Origin of the sequence: Adlercreutzia caecimuris B7 (genome assembly GCF_000403355.2) — a bacterium.
Classification (GTDB): Bacteria; Actinomycetota; Coriobacteriia; order Coriobacteriales; family Eggerthellaceae; genus Adlercreutzia; species Adlercreutzia caecimuris.
In genome coordinates, this window is record NZ_KE159646.1 from 2913068 (window position 1) to 2939497 (window position 26430).

General features: G+C 64.7%; 19 protein-coding genes. 17 read left to right on the forward strand and 2 right to left on the reverse strand.

The features are described from left to right. Positions 1 to 315: 315 nt before the first annotated feature. The gene (locus C811_RS15420; protein ID WP_016310651.1) at positions 316 to 966 is read left to right on the forward strand and encodes a carbonic anhydrase; all 651 of its coding nucleotides are present in this window, start codon (positions 316 to 318) and stop codon (positions 964 to 966) included. A 184-nt stretch (positions 967 to 1150) separates the two neighbouring features. Here the strand turns inward: C811_RS15420 and C811_RS15425 are convergent, their stop codons facing one another. Then, positions 1151 to 2185 carry an Abi family protein gene (locus C811_RS15425; RefSeq protein WP_016310652.1) on the reverse strand — a complete coding sequence of 345 codons (1035 nt, stop codon included), beginning with the start codon at positions 2183 to 2185 and terminating at the stop codon, positions 1151 to 1153. 315 nt (positions 2186 to 2500) lie between these two features. On the opposite strand from C811_RS15425, the gene nrfD (C811_RS15430) reads away from it, so the two are divergent. From nrfD (C811_RS15430) to C811_RS15500, 16 genes are all read left to right on the forward strand, one after another. After that, the gene (gene nrfD / locus C811_RS15430; protein WP_016310653.1) at positions 2501 to 3511 is read left to right on the forward strand and encodes an NrfD/PsrC family molybdoenzyme membrane anchor subunit; all 1011 of its coding nucleotides are present in this window, start codon (positions 2501 to 2503) and stop codon (positions 3509 to 3511) included. A gap of 92 nt (positions 3512 to 3603) precedes the next feature. Further along, complete coding sequence (locus tag C811_RS15435) at positions 3604 to 4575, forward strand: slipin family protein (protein WP_016310654.1); 972 nt, start codon at positions 3604 to 3606, stop codon at positions 4573 to 4575. A 36-nt stretch (positions 4576 to 4611) separates the two neighbouring features. Beyond that, positions 4612 to 5010, forward strand: coding sequence for a GntR family transcriptional regulator (locus tag C811_RS15440; RefSeq protein WP_016310655.1), 399 nt, complete (start codon positions 4612 to 4614; stop codon positions 5008 to 5010). 213 nt (positions 5011 to 5223) lie between these two features. Beyond that, entirely contained in the window at positions 5224 to 6516 is a 1293-nt protein-coding gene (locus C811_RS15445) for an ATP-binding protein (protein WP_016310656.1), read from the forward strand. 169 nt (positions 6517 to 6685) lie between these two features. Next, positions 6686 to 8146, forward strand: coding sequence for a radical SAM protein (locus C811_RS15450; RefSeq protein WP_016310657.1), 1461 nt, complete (start codon positions 6686 to 6688; stop codon positions 8144 to 8146). Positions 8147 to 8306: 160 nt separating this feature from the next. Next, positions 8307 to 10850, forward strand: a complete 2544-nt coding sequence (locus C811_RS15455; protein ID WP_016310658.1) for a molybdopterin-containing oxidoreductase family protein — start codon at positions 8307 to 8309, stop codon at positions 10848 to 10850. After that, a complete protein-coding gene (locus tag C811_RS15460; RefSeq protein ID WP_016310659.1) occupies positions 10851 to 11483 on the forward strand; it encodes a 4Fe-4S dicluster domain-containing protein in 633 nt (210 codons plus the stop codon). A 17-nt stretch (positions 11484 to 11500) separates the two neighbouring features. Next, positions 11501 to 12769, forward strand: a complete 1269-nt coding sequence (gene nrfD, locus C811_RS15465) for an NrfD/PsrC family molybdoenzyme membrane anchor subunit (protein ID WP_016310660.1) — start codon at positions 11501 to 11503, stop codon at positions 12767 to 12769. 110 nt (positions 12770 to 12879) lie between these two features. Continuing rightward, a complete protein-coding gene (locus tag C811_RS15470; protein ID WP_016310661.1) occupies positions 12880 to 13242 on the forward strand; it encodes a hypothetical protein in 363 nt (120 codons plus the stop codon). After that, complete coding sequence (locus C811_RS15475) at positions 13239 to 13670, forward strand: DUF4405 domain-containing protein (RefSeq protein ID WP_016310662.1); 432 nt, start codon at positions 13239 to 13241, stop codon at positions 13668 to 13670. Before C811_RS15470 ends, C811_RS15475 begins: the two co-directional genes overlap by 4 nt. 247 nt (positions 13671 to 13917) lie before the next feature. After that, complete coding sequence (locus C811_RS15480) at positions 13918 to 14550, forward strand: TetR/AcrR family transcriptional regulator (protein WP_031325599.1); 633 nt, start codon at positions 13918 to 13920, stop codon at positions 14548 to 14550. A gap of 21 nt (positions 14551 to 14571) precedes the next feature. Further along, positions 14572 to 19371 carry a 2-hydroxyacyl-CoA dehydratase gene (locus C811_RS15485; protein ID WP_016310664.1) on the forward strand — a complete coding sequence of 1600 codons (4800 nt, stop codon included), beginning with the start codon at positions 14572 to 14574 and terminating at the stop codon, positions 19369 to 19371. A gap of 201 nt (positions 19372 to 19572) precedes the next feature. Further along, positions 19573 to 19938, forward strand: coding sequence for a type II toxin-antitoxin system Phd/YefM family antitoxin (locus C811_RS16120; RefSeq protein ID WP_016310665.1), 366 nt, complete (start codon positions 19573 to 19575; stop codon positions 19936 to 19938). Beyond that, positions 19935 to 20228: a type II toxin-antitoxin system RelE family toxin gene (locus tag C811_RS15490; protein ID WP_016310666.1), complete on the forward strand. Its 294-nt coding sequence runs from the start codon at positions 19935 to 19937 to the stop codon at positions 20226 to 20228. The genes C811_RS16120 and C811_RS15490 overlap by 4 nt, the downstream gene beginning before the upstream one ends. A 45-nt stretch (positions 20229 to 20273) precedes the next feature. Beyond that, a complete protein-coding gene (gene rsmI, locus C811_RS15495; RefSeq protein WP_016310667.1) occupies positions 20274 to 21143 on the forward strand; it encodes a 16S rRNA (cytidine(1402)-2'-O)-methyltransferase in 870 nt (289 codons plus the stop codon). A 43-nt stretch (positions 21144 to 21186) separates the two neighbouring features. Then, positions 21187 to 21768, forward strand: coding sequence for a M48 family metallopeptidase (locus C811_RS15500; protein ID WP_031325602.1), 582 nt, complete (start codon positions 21187 to 21189; stop codon positions 21766 to 21768). Between the two features lie 66 nt (positions 21769 to 21834). Here the strand turns inward: C811_RS15500 and C811_RS15505 are convergent, their stop codons facing one another. Next, the gene (locus C811_RS15505) at positions 21835 to 26403 is read right to left on the reverse strand and encodes a DUF11 domain-containing protein (protein WP_156997118.1); all 4569 of its coding nucleotides are present in this window, start codon (positions 26401 to 26403) and stop codon (positions 21835 to 21837) included. Positions 26404 to 26430 lie beyond the last annotated feature (27 nt).

The following is a 26430-nucleotide window of genomic DNA, read 5'->3' on the forward strand; positions in this document are numbered from 1 at the left end:
GGGTATTTCTGGAATGAGCTAGTGCTGATTATCTCGATCACGATAACCGTATGGAAAATCCGATAAATTATCGCGCTCGCGATAATAATGGGGAACGGGGAGGCCCATGGCTGTTCGGAACGCGTGGGGTATCGAGGTGTTCGCGCGAGTGCAGATCGGCCGGTTTGGTGCCAGGAGCGCATAGCGGGCGTGCGGACCGCTCGATTTCCAACTGGCTTGTCTTTGGCCCGCTCATGGATGCGCCTCTTTGCTCGGCATGCTTGTTCGGGCCATCATAGGGTTGGTAAGCGAGTTTGGTTGCGAGAGAGGAGAGCTATGGGTGGCGAGGATACCGGGAAGATGGTGGCGGGGCGGCCCGCGGCTGTAACCTACACGGCCGACGACTACGATGTTGACGCCCATGTGCCGGCAGCGGCGGCCCTGGAGCGTTTGCGGGCGGGCAACCGCATCTACGTGGAGGCCCTCGATCACGAGCGCGATCTGTCGCCGGAGCGCATTGCCGATCTGTTCGAGAACGGCCAGCGTCCCTTCGCCTGCGTCATCGCCTGCGCCGACTCCCGGGTGGTGCCCGAGCACATCTTCATGACGGGTTTAGGCGAGCTGTTCGTTATCCGTGTGGCCGGCAACATCGTGGGACCCATCGAGCTGGCCAGCGTGGTGTACGCTTGCGAGCATTTGCACACCCGCCTCGTGCTCGTGCTCGGCCACACCCACTGCGGCGCCATCAAGGCGGCCCTCGATGGGGAAGCGGGTCCTGTGGCCGCCATCACCGAGCGCATCAGCGAGGCCCTGGGAGAGGTGCGCGATCCCTATGGGGCCAGCGTGGTGAATGCTCGGGCCGCGGCCGCCGCGCTCGCGGAAAGCCCCGAGCTCGCCCGCCTTATGGCCGAGCACGACTTGGACATCCGCTGCGCCGTCTACCACACCCACTGCGGCGTGGTGGACTTTTTGGAAGGATGTGACTGATAGGATCAGGGGTATATAAAACTAGAGGGTTTCCCTTTCGAGAAACCCTCGTACAAAACGATCGCTCGTTTTTCGATGCCGCCCCATCATAGCAGAAAAATGATGGGGCGCCCCGGGAAGTTGCAATTGTGCGTATGCTGTTGGTAAGAAGGGGTGTGCCTGGGGCGGCGAGATCGCTCGATGACTATAGCGGCCCGTGCTTGTCGGCCTCTGGAATCGGGTACCATGATTTAACAAGGGCATCGATAAACTTAAATCCAGATCTGATCTGGTTGTTTCCATTGTAGTAATCGATGTTCTTCTTCATCCGCTCAGTGAAGCTGTGCATATCTTCGGCACGGTGTTCTAGGATACCGGCCGAAGCTCTTTCTTTGTGGAGGTATAGCGTCGCGACGATTTGGCGTAGGCGGTCGTTGCTCAGTTTGGAGCGGCGCTGCCCGGAACCGATCGAATCAACGGCGGAAACTGCTTGAGAGATTGCATCGTTGGGGCGCCGTCCGCCCGGCTTCGCACCCATGTCGTTGATAATGCAGTTGTTGTGAGCGCAAGCATTGCGCAGAGATCGGACATCCTGGAGAAGATAAAAATCATTCACAAGGACTTTGTCGCTAAAGCGCTCGGCGCAAAATTTCGTGAAATAGTTGAAGCTGCCGAAGGAGATAACCTCTTGGAAAGCCCAGACGGGGAAGCAATAATCTGGAAAAGCGGCAATAAGGTCTTTTGTGTAGGGACTGTTTTTCCCTCGATCGATTTCTTGTTTCAATCGATTAACTGTTTTGCCGCCCTTCGAATGGTCGTAGCTTGCCACGAAATCTTGAACGAGCTGGTATCCGTCTTCGCGGTGCCCTTCGATGTGAGCGAGGAGCATGACTTTTGAGAAATGTTCGATATCCAAGGTAAGCCGTAGCATCTCATAGCGAAGAAGCATGTCGATAATCGACAGATCGACGAGCATTTTAAAGTCGAGGTTGGCGAATTGTCCTTTGCGCTTGCCTTCTTCCACTTTAGCGAATCCCTGGCGATAGGATCGCAATCGAAAGAAGTTGTTGTTCTTTGCCAGATACGAAGTTGCATCATTCTCGCTCATGAGATCGAATCGGACTCCTTGGTTTCGCAGGTGCTCCACCTGTTCCTGGGGCGTCAACCAAGGTTTCTTTTTGAGACTTGCGCCATTTTCGAAGGGATTGCCATCCAATTGACTCGTGTCTGCTTTGCCCACAGATATGCTCCTCAGCCTAAGTTCTTGAATGGATTCATTATAGAGCTGTCGAAAGGATTATGCTGGAAGCGAGTTGGTGGCCGAGCACGACTTGGACATCCGTTGCGCCGTCTACCACACCCACTGCGGCGTGGTGGACTTTTTGGAAGGATAGGGCCCTGATTCGGGCGAGGCGGTTCGCGTCCGTTTCCGTAGGGTCGCGTTTTCCAACTTATTATCGCTATATCTTGCGATATAGCGACGAAGGGAATACACTGGTGCCGCACTCGATCAGCGTCCCTCGCGGGGAAGGGCGCGGAAAGCAGGGGAGGCGGGTTGTTCAGCGAGTTGGCCATAGCCTATCTGTTCTTCGGGGGAACCGGTGCCGGCGCATGCGTCGTGCTCGGTCTTCTGGAATGCGCCAACATCGGCCGCTACGGCATGCGTCCGGCTCCCTCCATTCTCGGCCTCGGTGCCTCGGCATCGGCTTCGTCTGCTTCCCGCCTCGGCGTCCCGGCGCCCAGTCGCCGCGCAGGCGGCTCCTTTGCGGTGCCCCACGAGCTCATGGCTCGCGGATGGTCCCTGGGCCTGCTGTTCCTGACCACAGGCGCCCTCTGCCTTATGGCCGACCTTGGCCGTCCCGAGCGCATGATCGCTCTGTGGATCGCCCCGCGTCCCACGGTGGTCACTCTGGGCGCTTGGGCGCTTCTGATAACGCTTCTGGCCGCGACCTTCTTCGCCGTGGCCGCGAACGGGGGCTGCTCGCGCATGGCCCCGGGGCTCGTGCTGGCCGTGGCCGCCGTGGCCGTTATCGCCGGAGCGGTCACTACGGCCTACACGGGGGTGCTGCTCGGCTCGCTGCCCTCGGTGGTGGCCTTCGCCTCGCCGCTCGTGCCCGTGCTGTTCTGCCTCTCGTCGCTCTCGTGCGGGGTGGCCGTCGTCTTCGCCGCCGCCTCCTTCGTTAATTCTCGCAGCCCCTTCGGGGGCGCCCTGCGGCGCTTGGCCCGTATCGATGGGGCGCTCATCGGGGCCGAGGGCGCGGCGCTGGCCCTCTACGCCGCCCACCTGTTCGCCCAGCCGGCCACGCTGACCGGGGCCCGGGCCCTCGTGCAGGGGGAGATGGCCGTGCTCTTCTGGGTGGTGCTCGTGGCCGGCGGCCTGGTGGCGCCCCTCATTCTGGAACGGCGCTACCCAGCGGGCGACCGTCGGGTGAAGGGGCTCTGGATCGCCTTCTGCGTGCTGCTCGGCGGCGTGGCCCTGCGCCTGTGCGTGACGGATCTGGCGGCCTTCGACCTGTCCCAGATGCCGGAGCTCGCCTTCGGTTTGGTTGCGCTGCCCGGCACCTAGGGTGCGCGGGCGGAAGGGCAAGGCGGCCGCAGGTCGCATAGGGTAACGGAATCCGGCCGTTCGGGCCGGCGATGAAAGGAAGGGGAGAGGCCATGGCTCTCAATCGAAGGGGCCCGCGCGACCGGGCGCGGCGCGCGGGCGACTTTGCACCGGTCACCGACAACGAGGCCGAGATGTTCGCCGCCACGTCCTATGTGCCGCGTAAGTCGTCGCGCAACGGGGCGCTCGTGTTCAGCGTGGCGGTCTTCCTCGCCGGCGCTGCTGCGGCCCTGACTGCCGGCGTGCTCGTGGAAGGGCGCATCTCGCTCACGGGCATTCTGGCCGCCCTGGCCCTGGGGCTTCTGGCCGCCTCGTCTTTGCACATCGCCCTGGGATGGGAGAAGGTGGTGGTGCTGCGCCTCGGCAAGCTGCACCGCGTGGTGGGGCCCGGCTTCTACGGCACTATCCCCATTCTGGAGTACGGTACCATCCGCGTGGATCAGCGCACCATCGCTACCCCCTTCCGCGCCGAGCGCACGCTCACGGCCGACCTCGTGCCCGTGAACATCGACGCGGTGCTGTTCTGGGTGGTGTGGGATGCCGAGAAGGCTTGCGTGGAGGTGGAAGACTACTACGCGGCCATCTCGTACCTCGCCCAGACGTCCCTGCGCGAGGCCGTGGGCCGCTCCACTGTGGCCGAGGTGGCCTTGCGCCGCGATCAGCTGGACACCGAGATCAAGGCCGACATCGAGAAGGAAGCGGCCAGCTGGGGCGTGGACATCATCTCGGTAAAAGTGCGCGACATCGTCATTCCTCCCGATCTGCAGAACGTCATGTCCCTGGAGGCCCAGGCCGACCGCGAGCGCAACGCTCGCATGACCGTAGCCAGCGCCGAAGCCGACCTGGCTGAGATGCTCACCGAAGCGGCCCAGGTCTATGGTGATCCGGAAGCGGCCCTGAAGCTGCGCACTATGCTCATGCAGTACGAGACCGTGAAGGAATCGGGCAGTGCGGTGGTGACCGTGCCCACGGCCGTGAGCGATGGTTTTGCGGAAGGGGTTTGCCGCGAGAGTGCCAGAGTCTGATAGGATACTGCCGTACCTCCCACTGAAAGAGAAACCATGAGCGCCCTCGAAACCTTTGCCCTCGACCATACGTCCGGCCTGCCCGTCTGGATCCAGATCAAGAACCGCATCGCCTACCTCATCGGCTCCGGTGCCTACGGGCCCGGCGACCGCCTGCCCACGGTGCGGGCGCTGGCGGTGGATCTGGACATCAGCTACAACACGGTGAATCGGGCCTACATGGACTTGGAGCGCGAGGGCTATATCTCCACCCGCAAGGGCCGGGGCACGTTTGTGGCCGAGCGCCACGACCTGGGGGCGCGTACCGCATCGGATTCTCCCATCGAGCTCGTGATCGACGACATGATCCGAGTCTGCGCGAACGCGGGCTTGGCCGATGATGACATCGTGGCCATGGTGGAGGCCCGCCTGGCCCACCGCGACCTTATGCGCTAGGGGGCGGTTATCGCGCAAGGTCCGGGGTCTTGCCAAAGTTCCCTTGGAAAATTGCCAAAAGAATGTAAAGTTCCCTTGAAAAAATGTAAACTCCACTATAAAGTTCCCTTGGAAAATTGCCAAATCAGCCGTAAAGTTCCCTTGAAAAAGAGGGACAGCTCGCTATACTTTGCATTGCAAATAAGAAAAAGGAGCCTATGAGAGGCGGTTTCAATGCATCGCGACATCATGGGGAAACTGTCCCAGTGGGCTACAAGAGCGCACCGCATGCCCCTTGTCCTCTGCGGTGCCCGTCAGGTGGGCAAGACGTATGTCTTGGACCAGCTGGGTGAAACGTTCGAGCATTACGCCTATGTGAATCTCATGGCGGAAGAGGCCCGTGCGCTTTTCGAGCTCGGATACAATGCCCAACGGGTTCTCGAGAATATTTCGATCTATACGGGATCCCCCATTGAACCAGGCAAGACCCTCGTTGTCATCGACGAGATACAGGAGGAGCCCAAAGCCCTCACCTTGATGAAGGCGTTTTGCGAGGAGGTGCCCCGCCTGCATGTTGCAGCGGCCGGCTCGTATCTCGGCATGACCCATCACGCTGGATCCTCCTTTCCGGTGGGCAAGGTGGAGATGGTTGACATGTATCCGATGACGCTCGTCGAATTCATTCGGGCTTCCGGCGAAGAGCAGCTTGCCGACCTCCTTCGCTCGCTTGATTTCGATCGGTTGGCTATTTTCAAGGATCGTCTCGAACGCCTCCTGCGGCGTTACTACTATGTGGGCGGCATGCCGAAAGCCGTTTACGATTTCATCCAAGGTGGCGAAGACTATGATGCTGCCCGTCGGGTTCAGCGTCAGCTGCTTGCCAATTACGACAGCGATTTCTCTAAGCATATCCCGGATGATCGCGAGGTCGAGCGCGTCCGGTTGGCGTTCGATTCCATTCCCGCCCATTTGGGGCGCGAGAACCACAAGTTCGTATTCGGCCATATTGCGAAAGGAGCCCGTGCGAGAGATTTCGAGACGGCCATCCAGTGGATAGTGAACTCGGGGCTCGCAACGCGGGTTCATCGCGTCGACAAGCTGGCTCTTCCGTTGAAGTTCTACCGAGACCTCTCTGCCTTCAAACTGTACCTTTTGGACGTGGGGCTTCTCGGATGCGCTATGGAAACGGAACCGAAAGATGTCATTTTGAGCAATAAGGCTCTCGTGGAATACAAAGGGGCGCTTGCTGAGCAGTACGTGTGCCAGCAGTTGGTGGCCGGGGGCGTTGATCCCTATTACTGGACATCAACCAGCGGCGGTGCGGAACTGGATTTCGTCGTGCGTTACGAGGGGGAGGTTGCTCCTTTAGAAGTGAAAGCGGAAGAGAACCTACGGGCAAAAAGCCTTCGTATGGCATGCGACCATTATCACTTATATGGATATCGCACGTCGATGTCGAGCTACCGTCGTCAGGACTGGATGGCGAACATCCCTCTGTGGGCAGTGGGGGAGTATTTCCGCGCGTAGTTTTCTCGGGAAGGCGCATCGAAATCTGATCTTAAACTCAGGTATGGACAAACTTATCGCAAAAAATTGCGACAATATCTTTATTGTCGCAAGCCATTATGATAATGTGACAGCATGTCAGGAACGCCCGCTGCGGGCGGGTGCTGTGTCCACGTTGTCAGGGGGAATGATGGCGAACGAGATGGCACGGGAAGCGCAAGCCGAGCACGGGGCGCGTCATCGCGCGATTGACAGGTATTGCGCCATCGAAGACGAGTTCATGGCCGGCCTGGAAGCGACGGGCATTGCCTTTGCTGTTCGCGATGAGGAGCGGGCTGAGCGCACACGGCTCCACGTCGCCCTGAAGGAGGCGGGGGCGCGTATCCGCAACGGCGGTGCGTCGGTGGCCCTCGGCCCTCTGAGCGTGGGCTGCGTTGCCTGCACCGGCCCCTGTGTCAGTCGCAGTTTTGCGTTGACGAACAACTGCCATCGTGATTGCTTCTTCTGCTTCAATCCCAACCAGGAGGACTTCGCCTATTGGTGCGAGCACCCCTTTCCCTGGCGCCGGCAGCTGGACGAGCTGGCGGCCGAGCCGGAGGCACCGGCCTGCATCGCGCTGACGGGTGGCGAACCTTTGCTCATGGCCGACGAGGCCGTGGCGTTCTTCGCCCGGGCTGCGGAGCTGTTTCCCCGAGCCCACTTGCGGCTGTACACGTCTGGCGATCTGCTGACGCGGGAGCTGATCGACCGCTTGGCGAAGGCGGGTCTCGATGAGATTCGCTTCTCGGTCAAGCAAGACGACGAGCCTCCCATGCTCGAGAAGGTATGCGAGCGCATGGCCTGGGCTCGGGAGGTTATCCCTACGATCATGGTGGAGATGCCCGTTATTCCCGGTACTGAGATCTTTATGGAGAGACTGCTCGTTCGTCTCGATAGGTTGGGGGTTGACGGCGTCAACCTGTTGGAATTCGCCTACGCCATGTGGAACTGGCCGGTGTTCGAGTCGCTCGGCCTGACCCTGCGCAACCCGCCGCGTCGGGTGCTGTTCGACTACACCTATGCCGGGGCCCTGGCGGTACAAGGCAGCGAGGAGGCCTGTCTGGGCCTGATGCTCTGGGCTCGCCAGCGCGGCCTGAGGTTGTCGCTGCACTACTGCTCGCTGGAGAACAAGCATCGGGCCCAGGTGCGCAACATGAACGAGGCCTCCGCCCGCATCCACCCCTGCTACGGCTTCGATTATGACGACTACTTCCTGAAGACCGCCCTGGCGTTCGGGGCCGGTCGGGAGCCGGTGCGCCGTGCCCTGCGTGCGGCCGGCTGCACGGCCCTGCGCGACGATCCGGAGGAGCAGGCGCTGTCGTTTCATCCGCGCTGGATCCCCGAGGCCCGGCGTGCCTTGGGCTCGGAGGCCGCCCTCTGCCTCTCGACGAACGTGATAGCGCAGCGGGACGGCGTTCCCTATCTGCGCGAGCTCAAGGTAGAGCCGTTGTCCTCAGCGCCGCTTCGGCTCGATCCCGTCACGGATGAAGCCGACGAGGGTGCCCCCTGCCTGGGCGGTTATCCCACAACGGACATATTCTGTTCGATCTCGGCAGCTTCCTCTTCCGCTGAAATCGTTTGCGTTGGCACCCCAGCAAGTAAGCTGAAATAATTTGTCGCAATGTATTGCGACAAGCAGACAAAGAGACTATACTGCGCAGTAAGAGCAGGGAGGGGCCGACCCTGCGAGAGAGGACGGGCGCTCATGCATGGCGTCCAAACCAAGAGGGGGAGGCTCGAGTCTTCCCCGCGGTAAGGAAAGAGGAGGAACAATGGCGGAACTGAAAACCCCGGTCAAGGGCATTTCCCGCAGAAGTTTTCTCAAAACGACGGCGGCGGTAGCCGGCACGGCGGCGGTGGCGGGGACCACGACGGTGGCGCTCGCAGCCAACGATGGAACTGCCGATGTCGACGAGCACGAGGTGGTCTGCGTGTGCGGCTGCAACTGCCAGGGCAACTGCTCCATGGTGGCGACGGTACGCGAGGGCAAGATGGTCAACATCCGATCCAATGAGAATTTGCCCTATCCGTCCTATGAGCGCATCTGCATGCGCGGGTTCAGCCATGCGAATCGCATGTACGACTTCAACCGCGTGCTGTATCCCATGAAGCGGAAGACCTGGAGCTTGGAAGAGCCCCATGTCGAGAATCGCGGCACCGATGAGTGGGAGCGCTTGTCGTGGGACGAGGCGATCCAGCTCGTTGCCGACACCCTCACCTACAACACGGAAAACTACGGCGTGCGCTCGAACTGCGTGCTCGTGTCCGCCGGCAACTCCTTCGCCGCCTACGGCGGCCTGATCGCCGGCCTCGGCTTCGCGAACGCCTTCGGGTTCCAGGGGCTGGACGTGTGCCTCGACTACGGCGACTTGGTCGGCATCGGCGAGGTGACTGGCAGCGGCTGGGACTTCAACCAGCGCAATATGGCCGGCGACTACCGATATGCCAAAACGATTTTAATCTGGGACACGAATCCGCCCAACTCGCAGCCCCATAGCTGGCACTTCTGCATGGAGGCCAAGGATGCGGGCGCCAACCTGGTCGTCATCGACCCCACCTACACCATCGCGGCCCAGCAGGCCACAAAATGGGTGCCCATCAAGCCCGGTACCGACCCGGCCCTCGGCATGGCCATGCTCAACGCCATCATCGATAACGAGTGGTACGATCTGGACTTCATGCGCGAGAAGACGTGCGCGCCCCTTCTCGTGCGCGAGGACAACGGCCACTTCCTTCGGGCGACGGACTTCGACGAGGCAGGTCCGGCGGAGCTTCCCGAGTACCCGTTCTTCGGCACGCTTCTGCTTCAGGGCGTTAAGGCCGGCAAGGTGCCCACGCTGGAAGAGACAGCTCACTATGTGGTGTGGGATGCCGATAAGAATGCTTGGGGCCTCATCAACGAGGTAGCCAATCCCGCCATGGAGGGCAGCTTCGAAGTCAACGGAGTAAAGGTCACGACGGCCTGGTCGCTGTTCAAGGAGCACATGGCCGCCTGCACGCCGGAATGGGCCGAGGGGATCACCGAGGTTCCCGCAGACACTATTGTGGAACTCGCCCGCATGTATGCCCAGGACGCGCCTTCCACCATTTATGCGGGCTATCATCTGTACGACAACTGCGAGGAGATGGGCATGACGTGGGCCTGCCTCGCCGCCCTTACGGGCAACATCGGCAAGCGCGGTGCCTCTATCGGGCATTTGGGGAAGAGCAAGCCGACGATCAATATGGCCGGCCTTGCCTTCCCGGCGGGACTCAGCGGCCTCAACGACGAATTGCCGTGGCTTCATCTGCCCGAGGTTCTGGAAACGGGCAAGCTGAAGGGCGAGGATTTCCCGGTGCGGCTTCTCTACAACATCGGGGCGAACCCCGTCGGCAGCTATGCGGCCCAGAAGAAGACCATCGAAGAGGTGCTTCCCCAGATTCCCTGCATCGTGACCAACGACATGGAGTTCTCCGAAACCTGCGAGTACAGCGACATCGTGCTGCCTTGCGCCCATTACTTCGAGTATGACTGGATTCAGGCCAGCTCGCACACTCCCTTCCTGTATATGGCGAACAAGGTAGCCGATCCCATCGGCGAGGCGAAGGAGGACGTCGAGATTTTCCGGGCCATCGCCGAGCGCATGGACAACGAGGCGGCCAAGGCGTTCTACGCCAAATCCAACGAAGAGATGATGCGCATGGTGGTCGACACCGAGAAGGGCGAGCCTTTGGGCATCAACCTCGACAACCTCAAGGAGAAGGGCGTGCTGGCTGACCGCGATGAGAATTGGATCCACTGGGAGGAGCAGCGCTGGCCTACGCTTTCAGGCCGCTTGGAGTTCTACGTTGAGAACCCTGGGGCTCGCATCGACATCGGCAAGCCCATCGACAAGGAGTTCTATCATATGCCGACGTACCACACGCCGTTCGAGGCCTATGACGAGAGCGAGCAGCACGACAAGTACCCCCTGTACCATTACTGCGAGCGCACGAGGTGGCATCTGCACACCCAGTACAACCACGCTCCCGTGCTGCGCGAGCTCGATCCGGAGCCCTACCTGCGCATGAATCCCGTCGATGCCGAGGCGCGCGGTATCGTCGAGGGCGATTATGTCGAGGCCTACAACGATCGCGGCCATTGCGTGTGCAAGGCGAAGTTCGACATGGGCGTGAGGCCGGGCATGGTCTCCTCGCCTAAGGGATGGCATCGTGGAGCCTATGTGGCGGGCAGCTACCAGGAGCTGACCTGCGACCATTTGAACGTGCTCCATATGAACACATCGTTCGACGACACGCTCGTCGAGGTGCGCAAATACGAGGGAGAGGTGAAGTAAATGACCCGCTACGGAATGGTGATCGACACCAAGAAGTGCATCGGCTGCCACGTGTGCGCCATGGCGTGCAAGACGGAGAACAACCTGCCCAACGATGTGTGGTGGAACCGCATCCTCACGGATAACGGCGGGGAGATGGGATTCGACATGGTAGGCGGCTCCTATCCCGATGATCTGCAATTTGGCTACGTCCCCGTGGCCTGCCAGCATTGCGAGAATCCGGCCTGCGTGAAGGTGTGTCCCGTGGGCGCTACCTACAAGGATCCCGAGACGGGTGTGGTGCGCCAGGATTACGACAAGTGCATCGGCTGCCGTATGTGCATGAGCGCGTGCCCCTACAACGGCGTGCGTTCCTTCAACTGGGAGGAGCCGGCGTTCCATATGGACTACGCCATGGGAAGCAAGGACGCTCCCGAGCACCAGCGCCATGTCGTGGAGAAGTGCACGTTCTGCTATCACCGTACCTCTCAGGGCATTGAGCCGGCGTGCATGCATCTGTGTGTGGGCCGCGCCCGTTTCTGGGGCGATTTGGATGACCCGACGTCCGAGGTGAGCCAGCTTCTCGCGGAGCGGTCCCACAAGCGCCTGCTGGAAGAGCGCGGTACCGAGCCTTCGACCTATTATCTCGTTTAGCAGAGGGGAGTGACATTATGTCTGAGTATATGCAGGGCGGCGCCCTCGCCAACGACGACCTCGATTTCTCGGCGCCCCGTGGGCGGGATCATGCTGCCGAGCGCTCGACGGCTGCGGTGAAGAGCCCGGCGTTGAACGTGGCCATCGGCGTGAGCGCCGTGGCGGTGCTGGCCGGGCTGGCGCTGTGGTTTATGCAGCTGACCGGCGGCATGGTGCAGACCGCCATGCGCAACCTCGACAGCTGGGGCCTCTACATCACGGGATTCATGTTCTTCGTGGGCCTGTCGGCCGGCGGCCTCATCATCTCGTCGGTGCCCAAGGCCCTCGGCATCCGCGGCTTTGGCGGCATCTCGAAGGTGGCCGTGTTCTCGTCCATCGCCTGCACGGTGGTCGCCATCGGTCTTGTGGTAGTGGATATGGGCCAGCCCTTCCGCGTGTGGGAGCTGTTCGTGTACTCCAATCTGGGCAGCCCGCTCATGTGGGACATCATCGTTTTGGCCACCTACCTCATCCTGTCGTGCGTGTACCTGTGGGCGCAGATCCAGACCGAGCGCGGCAAGGTCAGCGCCGTGGCGCTGCGCATCGTCTCGGTGATCGCGCTCGTCACTGCCGTGCTCGTGCACTCGGTGACCGCCTGGATCTTCGGCCTGCAGCAGGGGCATGAGATGTGGCACACCGCCCTTCTGGCCCCCTGGTTCGTGTCCTCGGCCCTGGTGTGCGGCACAGCGCTCGTGATGGCCGTGGTCATCGGGCTGCGCCGTGCGGGCTACCTGGAGGTGGAGCAGGAAAACGTGGTGCGCCTGGCCAAGCTCCTCGGCGCCTTCGTGCTGGTGGACCTGTACTTCTTCGGCTGCGATCTGCTCACCGAGGGTTTCCCGGGCGGTGCCGGCGCTGAAGTGGTGGCCCTGCTGACCCAAGGCCCCCTGGCTCCCTACTTCTGGTTCGAGATCATCGGGTGCGCCGCGTGCGCCGTTATCTGCCTGACCCCGGCTCTGCGCCGCAACGGGCTTTTGGTGGCGGCCTCCTTGCTGGCCATCGCGGGCATCTTCTGCAAGCGCGTGCAGCTGCTGGTGGGCGGCTTCCAGATCACCAACCTCGATCTGCCCTTCGCGATGAACTCCATGAGCGTCACCTATGCCGACGGCACGCTCGCGGATGCCTACGCGAACCTCGTCTACTGGCCCACGCCGCTGGAGTTCGGCGTGACGCTGGGGGTGGTGGCCCTCGGGTTCCTCATCTTCTTCCTGGGCCTGAAGTTCCTTCCCCTGCGACCCACCGAGAAGTAGCGCCCTCTCGGGTACGAACCGGATTCACCCGATTCGGCCCGTATCTCCGGTATACGGGCCGTCTGCCGTGGGGCGGGCGGCCCTTTTCTTTCAAGGGAGGAAGGAGCCCTATGAGGAAGATCGTTGCAACGGTGGCGGTGTTTCTGCTGGCAGGCGCATGCGTCGTCGGTGCAGTGGCTCTCGCGCGGCCCGATGCGCTGAGCGTGCGGCCCGTCACAGCCGAGTCGCCCTGTCCCGTGGCAGGGTGCGCCTCGGGGGCGTGCCACGGCTTCGACGATGTGCCCGAGCCCGACGGCGTGCACGAGATGACCTGTCCGGAGGCCTCGTGCGCATCGGTGGAATGCCATGGCTGGGAGTCGCTCTCGTCGCGCTATCACCAGGCATCGGATGCGAGTCTGAACCTGTGGATTCTCATGCCGGTGGCCCTTGTGGTGGCGCTTATCGGCATCGTGGGAAAGGTGGGCAGGTCATGAGAATGCTCATTGTGGATGCCCTGGCGCTGGCCCTGTACCTCGTGGTGTCGTTGCCGGCGCTGACGGGGATCGGGCTGCACGAGTGGCTGGGACTCGGCGTGGGGCTCGCCCTGCTCGTCCACAGCGCCCAGCACATCGATTTCGTCGGGCGCCTCCTGTCCGGCCGCCGATCCCTGCGCGCCATGGGTCGCGTCCTGCTGGATGCAGCACTCGTGGTCGCCGTGGTGGTTGCGGTGCTCTCGGGCCTCATGGAGTCGGGCGCGGTGCTGCCGGCGCTCGGCCTGTATGCCGAGGGGTACTACTTCTGGGGGCCGCTGCACGCCGCCTCCGCCAAGGCGCTCCTCGCCCTTCTGGTGGTGCACGGGGCGCTCAACATCGGCACGCTGCGCCGCCTTGTCCAGCGCGCCCGCGCAGGGGAGGGGGAATAGGGGGCTGCCGGTTGTTCTCCACGGCTCTTTTACGTGAGCTTTTGCGGATGATCTAACTGAATTTGGAAGCGGGGCCGGGAATAGGAATCCCGGCCCCGCTGCTTGCAGGAGCAAGCATTCTCTCAGACATCATGAAAATCTCTTATAGGAACGTTGCGCTTGTCCGCCCAACTCGCTAGAATACACGTTATTGGACAGTGTGTATATTTTTAGTCGCACTGTTGAAAACGAGCGAAAGGACGAGGCCATAGCCACCGCCGTTTGCGCGCCGCCCGCAGCTCCCTGCGAGGATAGGCGCATCTCGAAATCGAAGCGGGCCCTGCGCGAGGCGCTCATCGCGCTTCTGGAGGAGCGCGGCTTCGACGCCATTACCGTGAACGACTTATGCGAGCGGGCCGACCTGACCCGCGGCACCTTCTACAACCACTTCAGCGACAAGGAGAACCTGCTGGCCGTGCTGGAGGACGAGGTGATGGCCGACATCGGCGCCCTGCAGGGACGCATGCACGACATCACCCTGGCCGACATGCTCGCCTACCGCGTGGCCGGACGCCCCCTGCCGCTTTTGGTGGAGCTGTTCGACTACCTGCGCGAGCAGAGCGCCTTTCTGCATGCGGTGCTGGGCCCTGGGGGCGACGCGCGCTTCGCCCCGCGCCTGCGCGAGGCGATATGCGAGAACCTTGTGCAGAACATCCTTCACGAGAAGTACCGCGATAACCCCACGCCTTTCGTGGAATACTACGTGGCCTTCTACGCCGCCGCCTACCTGGGCATCATCACCTGCTGGATCGAGCGCGGCACACCGGAATCCTCCGAGGACATGGCGCGGATCGCCACGCGCTTGTTCTTCATCAAGCCCGGCGAGTCCATCGAGCTGTAACGGGGAAAGCGAGACCGACCTATGAAAAAGAACAAGTACACCGAGATCATCACCGAGGCCTCCACGTCCGAGAAGGCGCCTGCCGGCACCGCCGCAGATTCCGCGCTGGGCTGCGCCTCCTGCGCCCCGCGCGTGACGGCGACAGAAGAGGCCCGGGCCAATGCCGCCGAGGCGAGTGCTGCCGCCCGCGCCGCGGCCGAGGCGTGCCCCTACCATATCGGCATCGACGTGGGCTCCACCACGGTGAAGCTCGCGGTGCTGGACAACGACCACAACATCCTCTGGGCGGTGTACCGCCGCCACCACGCCGATGTGCGCGCCACCATCATCGAGGTGCTGCGCGAGGCGGCCGAGGCGTACCCTGCCGAGGCCATGACCATCGCCATCACCGGCTCAGGCGGCCTGCTGTTGTCCCAATGGCTGGGCGTCGCCTTCGTCCAGGAGGTCATCGCGTCCAAGACGGCCGTGGAGACCTTCATCCCCGCCACGGACGTGGCCATCGAGCTGGGCGGCGAGGACGCGAAGATCATCTACTTCGACCATGGTATCGAGCAGCGCATGAACGGCACCTGCGCCGGCGGCACCGGGGCCTTCATCGACCAGATGGCGGCGCTTCTGAACACCGACGCCGGCGGCCTCAACGAGCTGGCGGCCGACCACAGCACCATCTACCCCATCGCCAGCCGCTGCGGCGTGTTCGCCAAGACCGACGTGCAGCCGCTGCTGAACGAGGGGGCCCGGCGCGAGGACATCGCCGCCTCCATCTTCCAGTCGGTGGTCACCCAGACCATCTCGGGCCTCGCCTGCGGGCGGCCCATCCGCGGCAACGTGGCCTTCCTGGGCGGTCCTTTGCAGTACCTGCCCGAGCTGCGCAAGCGCTTCTACGAGACGCTGGAGCTGACCGATGAGGCCATCATCGTGCCCGAGAACGCCCACCTGTTCGTGGCCGCGGGCTGCGCCATCGCCGGGGTGGGCGAGGGGGCCGCTCCCGAGAAGCTCGCGGATGTGCTCGTGCGCCTGGAAGGGCTCGGCGACATGCAGGGCTCCGAAGTGGTGCGCCTGGCCCCGCTGTTCGCCAACGACGAGGAGCTGGCCGAGTTTCGCGCCCGCCACGACGGCGAGCGCGTGCGCCGCGCGTCGCTTGCGGACTACCGCGGCGTGGCCTTCCTCGGCATCGATGCCGGCTCCACCACCTTCAAGGCGGCCCTCATCGGCGAGGATGGGGCGCTGCTCTGGTCCACCTACGCCTCCAACAAGGGCGACGTGCTCGGGTGCGCCAAGGCCGCCGTGGCCGAGCTGTACCATGCGCTGCCCAGCGATCCTGCCACGGGTGCGCCGCTTGTGACCATCGGCCACGCCACGGTGACCGGCTACGGCGAGGGGCTTCTGCTGGAGGCCCTGCGGGTCGATTCCGGCGAGATCGAGACCGTGGCCCATCTGCGCGGCGCCCAGGAGATGCTGCCTGGGGTGGAGTTCATCCTGGACATCGGCGGCCAGGATATGAAGTGCCTGCGCGTGAAGGACGGTGTCATCGACCACATCATGCTGAACGAGGCCTGCTCCTCGGGCTGCGGCAGCTTCATCGAGTCCTTCGCGAGCGGTTTGAACCTGGACGTGGCCGAGTTCGCCGCCACGGCCATTTCCGCCGAGAACCCGGTGGATCTGGGCAGCCGCTGCACCGTGTTCATGAACTCCCGCGTGAAGCAGGCTCAGAAGGAGGGGGCCACCGTGGGCGACATCGCTGCGGGCCTGGCTATCTCCGTCATCAAGAACGCCCTGTTCAAGGTCATCAAGATTCGTGATCCGCACGATGTGGGCACCCAGGTCATCGTCCAGGGCGGCACCTTCTTGAACGACGCGGTGCTGCGCGCCTTCGAGCAGCTGTCGGAGGTGAACGCCGTGCGCCCCGACATCGCCGGCAACATGGGAGCCTTCGGCGCGGCGCTTCTGGCCCGCGACCGCTACGAGGATATGCGCCGCCACACCGAGGGCGTGCCCCTGTCGCCGGATGTGGGCCCGAAGGTTTTCACGAGCGGACTGTTGTCCCTCGCCGAGATCGAGGCCCTGGCTCCCACCCATAAGACCGTGCGCTGCAAGGGCTGCTCCAACGCCTGCCTGCTCACGGTGAACGACTTCGGCCGCGATCCGGCCACGGGCGTCCGCCGCCGCTTCATCACCGGCAACCGCTGCGAGAAGGGCGAGAGCCTGGGTACCGGCACCGAGAAGTCCGACGTGCCGAATCTCTTCGAGTGGAAGTCCCGGCGGCTCTTCGACGCCTACGAGCCCATCCCCGCAGAAGACGCCTGCGGCACCGTGGGCATCCCGCGGGCGCTGAACATGTACGAGAACTACCCCTTCTGGTTCACCTTCTTCACCAAGCTCGGCTACCGGGTGGTGCTGTCCGACCCCTCCACGAAGAAGACCTACGAGGCTGGCATCGAGTCTATGCCGTCGGAGTCGGTGTGCTATCCGGCGAAGCTCTCCCACGGCCACATCATGAACTTGCTGGCAAAGGAGGGTGACGACGCTGTGGACTTCATCTGGATGCCCTGCTCCAAGTGGGAGCGCCAGGAGGACGAGACGGCGGGCAACCATTTCAACTGCCCCATCGTGGCCAGCTACCCCGAGGCGCTGCGCCTGAACATCGACGAGCTGCAGGACGCGCCTGCGGCCTTCGTCGCCCCCTGGCTGCCCTACCACGACAAGGACAAGCTGAAAGAGCGCTTATACGTCGAGCTGACCGGCACCTTCCGCGATGAGGTGGGGGCCCACGAGTTCCCCATCACCCAGAAGCAGATCGACGACGCCGTGGACGCTGCCTGGGCCGAGGACGAGGCCTTCAAGCGCGACATCCGGCGCAAGGGCGTGGAAACCCTGGCCTGGATGGAGGAGACCGGTACCCGCGGTATCGTGCTGGCGGGTCGCCCCTACCACCAGGATCCGGAGATCAACCACGCCATCCCCGAGCTGCTCACGAGCTTCGGCCTGGCCGTGCTCACGGAAGATTCCGTGGCGCATCTGGGCCAGCTGGAGCGCCCCATCCGCGTGGTGGACCAGTGGATGTACCACACGCGCCTCTACGCGGCGGCCAAGGTGGTCACCCAGCGCAAGGATCTGGACCTCATCCAGCTGAACTCCTTCGGCTGCGGCCTGGACGCCCTTACCACCGACCAGGTGCAGGAGGTGCTGGAGGCGGCCGGCAAGGTGTACACGGTGCTGAAGATCGACGAGGTGTCGAACCTAGGCGCCGCCCGTATCCGCGTGCGCAGCCTGCTGGCGGCCCTGAAGGACCAGGCCGACCGCGAGGCCGAGGCCGCGGCCGACGAGGCGGCCGAGAGGCGGGGCTGCCCTGCGGCCTGCATCGACCGGGACAACCTGGACAAGCTCGTGCCGGCGTCGTTCACCGAGAAGGCCGACGGCGTGGTGGCCGCCGCCGAGGTGGAGCAACGCGAGGGCGCCTCCACCGAGTTTGAGCGCGTGCAGTTCACCGAGGAAATGCGCGACGCGGGCTACACCATCTTAGCGCCCCAAATGGCCCCCTACCATTTCGAGCTTTTGGTGCCCATTTTCAAGCGCGCCGGCTACAACGCGGTGCTGCTGCCCTCAGTGGACCACGGCGCGGTGGACGCGGGCCTGAAGTACGTGAACAACGACATCTGCTACCCGTCCATCCTGGTCACGGGCCAGATCATGGAAGCGGTGCTGTCGGGCAAGTACGACACCGACAAGCTGGCCGTGCTCATCACCCAGACCGGCGGCGGCTGCCGCGCCACCAACTACATCTCGCTCATCCGCAAGGCGCTGAAATCGGTGGGCCTCGGGCACATCCCCGTCATCGCCATCTCGTTCAAGGACTTAGGCGAGGAGAACCCCGGCTTCAAGATCACGCCGAAGATGCTCTACCAGGCCATCTACGCGCTGCAGTACGGCGACTTGCTCATGATGTGCCTGTACCGCACGCGCCCCTACGAGGTGGAGCCCGGCAGCGCCAACCGCTTGTTCGACTATTGGATGGACGCCTGCAAGCACCAGCTTCAGCGCGGCGTGCGCCAGTCGGAGTTCCGCCGCACGGTGCGCCGTATCGTGGAGGATTTCGACACCCTGCCGCTGGCCGGCGAGGGCACCAAGCCCCGCGTGGGCGTGGTGGGGGAGATCCTCGTGAAGTTCCATCCCACGGCCAACAACCAGATTGTGGACGTCATCGAGCGCGAGGGCTGCGAGGCCGTGGTTCCCGGGCTCATCGAGTTCTTCCTGTTCGGCATCGCCGGCGGCATCTTCCAGCAGCCCATCGGCAAGTCGAAGAAGAGCGCGCTGGGCAGCCGCATCGGCCTGGCCGCGGTGAAGAAGCTGCGCAAGCCGGTGAACGATGCCCTGGAGAAGAGCGCCCGCTTCCATCCGCCGGCGGACATCTACGAGCTGGCCGAGTACGCCGAGGAGATTCTGTCTCTGTGCAACTCCATGGGCGAGGGGTGGCTGCTCACCGCCGAGATGGTGGAGCTCATTCGCAGCGGCTGCCCGAACGTGGTGTGCACCCAGCCCTTCGCGTGCCTGCCGAACCACGTGGTGGGCAAGGCCACCATCAAGGAGCTGCGCCGCCGCTACCCCGAGAGCAACATCGTGGCCGTGGACTACGACCCCGGCGCAAGTGAGGTGAACCAGCTCAACCGCATCAAGCTCATGATCGCCGTGGCCAAGGCGAACCTGGCCGAGAAGGAGGCCGAGGCCCGCGCCGTGCGCAATGCCGCCCGCGACGGGGCGCCTGAGGCCCCCGAGCCCGTGGCCGAGGCCGTGGAAGTGGAGACCACCGAGGTGGCGCGGTAGTGGCTGGTTTTTCGCGGAGATGGGGCTGCAGGGCGTTTCGATCCGTGTGAGCCCCGCCCTTGGTTCAAATTCGCTCGATGGGCGCAGCATCCTTTCGATGCTGCGCCCATTCTGCAGATTGAGACTCTCGCTGAGTGATGCTATAATCCGTAGAGTTATACGGATTATAAGTAGATTTAAGTGCGTATAAGGAGCAGAATCATGGTCGTTGTGGCTGATGGAAAACTTACTTTTAGCCGCGAGCAGGTAATCAGCTCGACTCAGGCTTCGAAAAACTTCGGTGAATGCCGGCGTCGCGCAAGGCGGGAACCCCTTTTTGTCACCGATCGCAATGCGAGCATTGAAACGGTTATTGTCGACTACGATGAGTTCGAAGCTATGGCTGTGGAACTCGAGCGGTTAAGGCACGAGAGGCTGTATGCAACGGCGGCCGAGCGCTTGGCCGAAGCGGACGCGCATCCTCGTGACGCGCTGATTACCTTCGAGGAAATGCTGGGTGAAGATGGCTACCGGTCGTTTCTCGAAATCGACCCCGATGACATGCCTGATGAGGAGCTCTTTGCATGAGCGTATACGAGCTTGTCTTTACGCGTGGTGCGCAGAGTGAGTATGCGGCGCTTGACGGATCGGTTCGGAATATGGTCGACAAGGGACTGGCGCGGCTGCGTGTTCGGCCCGATGAGATAGGGAAACAGCTGTCTGGTCCGCTTGCTTCCTGCCGTGAGCTCAAGTTCCGGGCTGACGGCCTTCGCGTGATCTACCGTATTCGCAACGGCCAGGTGTGCATTGTGGACATTCTTGCCATCGGCCAGCGGGATCGCGGCAAGGTTTTTACCGATGCCCAGCGGCGTCTTTGAGGACGCAGGTTGTCGGATAGTGCGGAGCAGTCGCAGGGAGAAACCATGAATGCCAGCATTGCGGGAAAACTTATCATCGTGCCGACCCCCATTGGGAACTTGGGGGATATGACGCTGCGCTCGCTCGAGGCGCTGCGCGCGGCCGATACGGTGTGCGCGGAAGACACCCGGGTGACGGGGAAGCTGCTCGCGCACTTCGATATCCGCAAGCCCTTGGAACGGCTCGACGAGGCGATGATCGGCGCGAAGGCGGCGTCCGTGATGGAGCGCGTGGCGGCGGGAGAGGTGGTAGCCTACTGCTCGGACGCCGGGATGCCCGGGGTGTCGGACCCGGGGCTGCGCCTGGTGGCCGCGGCCCATGAGGCCGGTGTGCCCGCGGAGGTGCTGCCGGGGGCTTCGGCGGCGGCCTGCGCCTACGTGGCCTCGGGTACCGTGTGCCCCCGCTTCTACTTCGGCGGCTTCTTCCCGCGCAAGGCGGGTGAGCAGCGCACGGTGCTGGAAGAGCTGCGCGGGCTGGATGCGGCGCTCGTGTTCTACGAGAGCCCGAACCGCCTGGTGGCGGCACTGGCGGCCATCGCCGAGGTGCTGCCGTGGCGCGAGGTGGCCGTCTGCCGTGAGCTCACGAAGCTGCACGAGGAGGTGGCCCGCGGCACGGCAGCCGAGCTGGCCGAGCGCTTCGCCGCCCGGGCCGAAAAGCCCGGCGGCGTCCGCGGCGAGATCGCGCTTGTGATCGATGCGCCGGGCGAGGACGAGACGGCAGCCGATGCCGCCGAGGCGGCCGCGAGCGCCGAGGCCCGCGCCGCCGAGCTTGCCGCCGAGGGCCTGCGCACCAAGCAGATCGCCAAGCAGCTCGCTGCCGAGTTCGGCATTGCCCGCAACGACGCCTACGATCTGGCCATGGCCGCCGCCCGATGACCCCGGTGTCGTGCTGAGCGAGCGAAGCGAGTCGAAGAATCCCATGGCAACGCGAGGAAGACGCCCTGAAAAGACGATGCCGCCCGAGATCGTTCCCATCGATGATCTGGAAATCGTGCTCACGCGCAAGGCCATCAAGAACATGCACCTGCGCGTGAAGCCGCCCGACGGGCGTATCGAGGTGTCGGCCCCGCTGCGCTTGCCGCTTTCTACCATTCGGGGGTTCGTGCGGGAGAAACGCGCCTGGATCGAGGTCCAGCAGCAGGCCATCGCCGCATCGCCCCGGGCCGAGGCCGCGGCGGCAACGCCGGAGGAGGTGGCGGCCTGGAAGGCGGTGGTCGCGGCCTGCGTGCCGCCGCTCATCGCGGCCTGGGAGCCCATCATGGGCGTGAGGGCGGGTGCGATCGCCTACCGCAACATGAAGAGCCGCTGGGGAAGCTGCCAGCCGGCTACGGGGCGCATCTGCATCAACGTGCGCCTGGCGCTGTATCCGCCGGAATGCCTGGAATACGTGGTCGTCCACGAGCTGTGTCATCTGCTGGAACGTGGTCACGGCCCGCGGTTCCATGCACTCATGGATCATTTCATGCCCGATTGGAAGGCTCGCCGCGCCAAGCTGCGGTAGGGGATTGGCGGGGGCCCGGCGGCGCGATGCCGCCGGGCCCCTCTGCGTGCCGGGGGGATGCGCGCCCTACCGAGCCGCGCGCTCCCGGCGGCGGGCGGCGAGCAGGGCGGTCCCTGCCGCCAGGGCGGCGGCCGCGGGCAGGAGCGCCGCGGCGGCCAGGGCGTCGCCGGTCCGGGGGAGGCGGTGGACGATCGTGCCCCTCTCCTTCGAGGGGAGGGAGCCCGGGTCGTCGGGGGGCAGCACGCCGCCGAGCTTGTCCGCGCCGGGCGGGTAGGCCGGGTCGCTCTCGACGCGGGGGTGCGACTCCTCGTAGGCGTCCCAGCCGCCGGGCGGGTCGAAGGGGGCGCCGGGCCCGGGGCGCTCGCCGTCGGGGTCCCACGCGGAGGGCGGCGTGCCCAGGCCGACCGCCACGTTGCCGATGTCGGCGCCTACCGCCTCCCCGGTCACGAGCGCGTCGAACACGAGCACGGCCTCCTGCCCGCCGTGGAGGTGCCCGCAGGCGACGGCCAGCACGCGGGCGGCCGGGTCGTAGGCCTCATCGTCCACGGCCACCTCGCTCCCGTCGGGCAGCGCGAGCTTGATCGTGCCCGCCACGGGCTCCAGCCCCTCGGGCACGTCGTCGCGGATCACCGCGTCCATCCAGCTCGTGCCCGCCCCGTCGTTGCGCAGGGTTATCTCGTAGCGCACGGTGTCGCCCACGCGGGTGGTCCCGTCGTCGCGGGAGAGGTTCTCGGCGGTCTTCCCGATGGCGACGTCGCCCTCGGCCGGGTCGCCGCCCACCACGACGGGCGGGACCGCCGGCGGCGAGGACGCCTCGGGCTCGCCCGCGGGCGGCTCGGCCGGCTCGCCGGGATCGGGGCCCTCGGGGCGCGACCCCGGGCTCTCGGAGGGCACGGTGCCGTGGGCGTGGGCGATGTTCGCGTTGTCGGCCCCGAGCGCCGCCTCGCCCACGGTCGCGTCGAAGACGAGCACGGCCCTGTGCCCGCCCCACACATCGCCGCAGACCACGGCGACGGTGCGGCTGGCCCTGTCGTAGGCCTCGTCGGGCACGGCTACGGGCTCTCCTCCGTCCACGGAAAGCCGCAGGGTGCCGGGCACCGGCTCGATGCCCGCCGGCAGCGGGTCGGACACGACGGCGCCCATGAGGCAGCTGTCGGGGGCGCCCGCGTTCTCCAGCGTGACGGTGTAGCGCAGGCGGTCCCCCAGGTGCGTGACCTTGCCGTCGGGCGCGGTCAGGTTCTCCACCGCCTTCTCTATGTGCGGGATCGGATCGGCGGGCACCACCGCGGAGCCCCCGGGAGGCGTGGCGGGGTCGGTGGGATCGGGGTTCTCGGGCAGCTTCGCATCTGGGTCGTCGGGGCGGTCCGGGTCGGGTCGCGTGCCCGTCGCCGAGGCGACGTTGCCGAGGCCCACCGCCGTCGGGTCGGAGTAGTCGAGCCCCCCGCGCACGGTGCACTCGAAGGTCACGGTCGCCGAGGAGCCCCCGGCGACGTCGCCGACGGGCACCGTCATCACGGGCCTCCCGCCGGCGCCGGGGGCCGACAGCGAGAACCTGCCGACGTCGCCGGCCGCCACCGACGGCGCCTTCGAAAGCTGCTTGCCCGCGGCGCCCGCCGAAGGGTTGTCCAGCCGCACGGATTTCTCGTCAAGCTCCAGGCACGCCGGCAGCGGGTCGGACACCACCACGTCCGTCCAAAGCGACCCCGGCGCCCCGTTCGACGCTTCGATGGTGTAGCGGATGCGGTCGCCGGGCTGGGTGGGGCCGCCCGGGTGCGTCAGGTTCTCGGCCCTCTTCGACACCGAGGTCTCGGGCGCTATCTTGGAGTTGGGCCTCACCGTCACGTCGTAGATCCAGGTGCTGCCCGTGTAGGCGCCGTTGGGCTCCTGCCTGAAGGTGAGCTCGCCGCGCCCGACGGCCGTCGGGTCCAGCACCAGGGTGTAGGAGCCGTCCTCGCCCCGCACCGGGTTGCCCTCGGCGTCGCGCAGGAAGTCCGCCTCGAACACGTTGCCCTTCGCGTCGGTCACGCTGATCGGCCCCGACGAGGGCGTCGTCACCTTCAGCAGCACGCGCCCCGGGTGCGGGTCGGCATCATCCGGCTCGCCCCAGGTGGTCACGATGGTGCCGCGGAACACCTTGTCGCCGGGCTTGGCCGGGTCGGCGCCCGGGTCGGCGGGCTGCCCCGGCCCCGTCGACACCTCGGGCTCGGGCGCGTCGGGGTCGGTGCAGTCGGGGTCGGGCTCGGGCGTCACCGCGGGGTTCGGGTCGATGGGGTCGATGGCCACCTCCGCCCGCGGCACGGTTTCGTCCGCATCCGGCGCGGCGCTGGCCAGGTAGTTGGCCGGCTGGCCCGCCGCGGCCTGGGCGGCCGAAGGCGGCAGGAACCGGAGCGCTATCTCGTGGCGCCCCTCCTGGCCCTGGGTGGGGACGAGGAAGTCGGAGGTGGACGCGGCCCGCGCGAGGGAGAACCGGGCCGTCGATCCTCCCTGGCCGTTCTCCACTCTCTCGGCCGTCACGCGCGGGTCGCCCGCTGGGATGGGGTTGCCCTCCTCGTCGAGGTCGCCGGCATACACCAGCTCGACGGGGTCTCCCACCGGCTCGCCGTCCACGTAGATCTGCACCTGGCCGCGCGGGGCCTGGCAGGTGGGCTTCGTAGCCTCCGACCCGGGCTTCCCATCCACGGTCTCCGCTCGCCCGATGGTGGCGCTCACCTTGAGCACCTGGTCGGAGGGGTGGGCCACGTCCCCCGGCTTCCCGTCGTCCACCCACTCGGCCGCGATGCCGCTCACCTGCGAGGCGATGGGCCTGATCGTGCAGGTGCCGGTGGCGCGGTGGCCCCAGTAGCTCTCCGAGAAGTTCCCCTCGGTGTCGTCGGAGTACTGCGTGGAGATGGCCGTAAACTTCATGGTGCCCGCGTCCGCCCCGTTGCCGCTCTCGGCGCCGACGGGGTTGCCCGACGAATCGAGCCGCTGGTACTTGTAGGTGATCTTGTCGGCCTGGGTCAGGTCGCGCCCGTCGGGCGTGCGCAGCGGCAGAGGGAACACGGGGAAGGGCTTGCCGTCGTAGTACTTGTCCAGGCTGGCGAGGTAGTCGGCGCCGAGCTCGAAGTCAACGTAGCGCCGCAGCTTGCCGTCGTTGGTCACGCCGGGCGGCAGCGAGCTGTCGGCGGGGCGGAACAGCGGCAGCGGCGTGACGGGGGTGGGGTTGCCGCTCTCGTCCAGCTTGTCGGTGTCCAGGTAGGTGAACTGCACGGTCACCTCGCTGCTCTGCTTCACTGTTTCGGGCAGCCATAGGTACAGGTGTCCCTTGTCGAACTCGGCGGGCGCCCCGTAGTCGTAGGGCTCGCCGTCCACGAGCAGCTGCCACTCGGTGATGGGGTAGGCGCTTGTGCCCACATCCGAGGTGAGGTCGATCTCCACCATAGCGACACTTTCACCTCGATCGTTGCTGGCGGTGCCGGAGAATCGGAACGCGTCGGCGCCCCTGTCGTTGCCGAGCGAGCCGCCAGTGATGATAACCTGCAGATTTGGGGCGCCGACGTCTTGAATGAAGTCATATCCCGTTGCGCCGGAGGGGAGAAGCGTTCCGCCTGTGAGTACAATCTGGAATGCTGAGCTGTCCTGCGGATTGCAGGCTCCTCCGAAGCCGCTGCCGTGGGTGCCGCCGAAAGATTTGACGAACCCACCGTTGATGCGAATGTTGCCCGATGACGCAAAGGCTCCGGCGCCAATGCCCGCACCGTGACCTCCGCCCTTCGCCGTGATGCGTCCGCCATTGACGGTAATCCATTCGTCAGGCCCTGTGCCGTCTCCGCCACCTCCGCCACCAATGCCAGCGCCGTAATTTGAGTAGGTGTCGGCGTCGGCTCCACTGGAGACGATAATGACCCCGCCGTTAAAGGTCATGTTGCCCCCGGCCTCACCGCTGCGCGGCGTGCAGAAGTCGGCTGCGGCGGGGAGCGTGTAGTCGCCCCCGATGGCGGCGGCGCTGGAGTCCGATACTGTCCAGGCGTGGAGTTCTCCAGGGTTGCTGCTGTCCAACTTGGAGAGCGGGTCTCCCTCAGTTACGGAAGTGCCGTTGGCGAGCGAGCAGCTAAAGGGGATTTTTCCATCCTTTGGAACGATGCTATCGCCGTCATCGGTGCGGTTGAGCACCCCGTCGTCGATGGAGAGGCTCGCGCCCGCCGGACAATGCAGGGCGGCTTTTGATAAGTTGGACGAAACGATCTCGTTCTTTGTGCCATCGCCCAAGATGAGTGTGAGTGCGCCGGTGGGTTTTATGTCGACGGGCTGTGCGCTTCTGATACTCACGTTTTCCATGCGTATGAAGGCGCTGGCGCCAGCGGGGATGACAAGGCTCGTTGACGTCGGGTTGGTGAGATAGCCTTCGTCGGCGCCGGACTCTACTTTCGTCTGATCGGCGTTCTGGATGGCGAAGTGCTTGTCGGTGTTCACCGTGAGGGTCTTGGCCGCCTCGTCGTAGGCGAAGTCGGCGGCGGTCACCGCATCGCCGTCGATGCCCCAGATGGTGAAATCGCCAAGGGTGAAGGAGTCTGCGCTCGGGGCTGTAGTGGGCTGAGCGGTGCGGGGGCTTGCGGCCGTCGGGGCCGGCTTGGCGCATCGGAACGCCCTGCCCACGGTCCTCGCGGCGAGGTCGGCCGTCGT

What these genes read in the sequence shown, in the direction of transcription:
- C811_RS15485 (WP_016310664.1), top strand. Translation starts at nt 14,572, where the DNA reads ATGAAAAAGAACAAGTACACCGAGATCATCACCGAGGCCTCCACGTCC.
- C811_RS15420 (WP_016310651.1), top strand. Translation starts at nt 316, where the DNA reads ATGGGTGGCGAGGATACCGGGAAGATGGTGGCGGGGCGGCCCGCGGCT.
- C811_RS15455 (WP_016310658.1), top strand. Translation starts at nt 8,307, where the DNA reads ATGGCGGAACTGAAAACCCCGGTCAAGGGCATTTCCCGCAGAAGTTTT.
- C811_RS15435 (WP_016310654.1), top strand. Translation starts at nt 3,604, where the DNA reads ATGGCTCTCAATCGAAGGGGCCCGCGCGACCGGGCGCGGCGCGCGGGC.
- C811_RS15450 (WP_016310657.1), top strand. Translation starts at nt 6,686, where the DNA reads ATGGCGAACGAGATGGCACGGGAAGCGCAAGCCGAGCACGGGGCGCGT.
- C811_RS16120 (WP_016310665.1), top strand. Translation starts at nt 19,573, where the DNA reads ATGGTCGTTGTGGCTGATGGAAAACTTACTTTTAGCCGCGAGCAGGTA.
- C811_RS15475 (WP_016310662.1), top strand. Translation starts at nt 13,239, where the DNA reads ATGAGAATGCTCATTGTGGATGCCCTGGCGCTGGCCCTGTACCTCGTG.
- nrfD (WP_016310660.1), top strand. Translation starts at nt 11,501, where the DNA reads ATGTCTGAGTATATGCAGGGCGGCGCCCTCGCCAACGACGACCTCGAT.
- C811_RS15460 (WP_016310659.1), top strand. Translation starts at nt 10,851, where the DNA reads ATGACCCGCTACGGAATGGTGATCGACACCAAGAAGTGCATCGGCTGC.
- rsmI (WP_016310667.1), top strand. Translation starts at nt 20,274, where the DNA reads ATGAATGCCAGCATTGCGGGAAAACTTATCATCGTGCCGACCCCCATT.
- C811_RS15440 (WP_016310655.1), top strand. Translation starts at nt 4,612, where the DNA reads ATGAGCGCCCTCGAAACCTTTGCCCTCGACCATACGTCCGGCCTGCCC.
- C811_RS15500 (WP_031325602.1), top strand. Translation starts at nt 21,187, where the DNA reads ATGGCAACGCGAGGAAGACGCCCTGAAAAGACGATGCCGCCCGAGATC.
- C811_RS15470 (WP_016310661.1), top strand. Translation starts at nt 12,880, where the DNA reads ATGAGGAAGATCGTTGCAACGGTGGCGGTGTTTCTGCTGGCAGGCGCA.
- C811_RS15490 (WP_016310666.1), top strand. Translation starts at nt 19,935, where the DNA reads ATGAGCGTATACGAGCTTGTCTTTACGCGTGGTGCGCAGAGTGAGTAT.
- C811_RS15445 (WP_016310656.1), top strand. Translation starts at nt 5,224, where the DNA reads ATGCATCGCGACATCATGGGGAAACTGTCCCAGTGGGCTACAAGAGCG.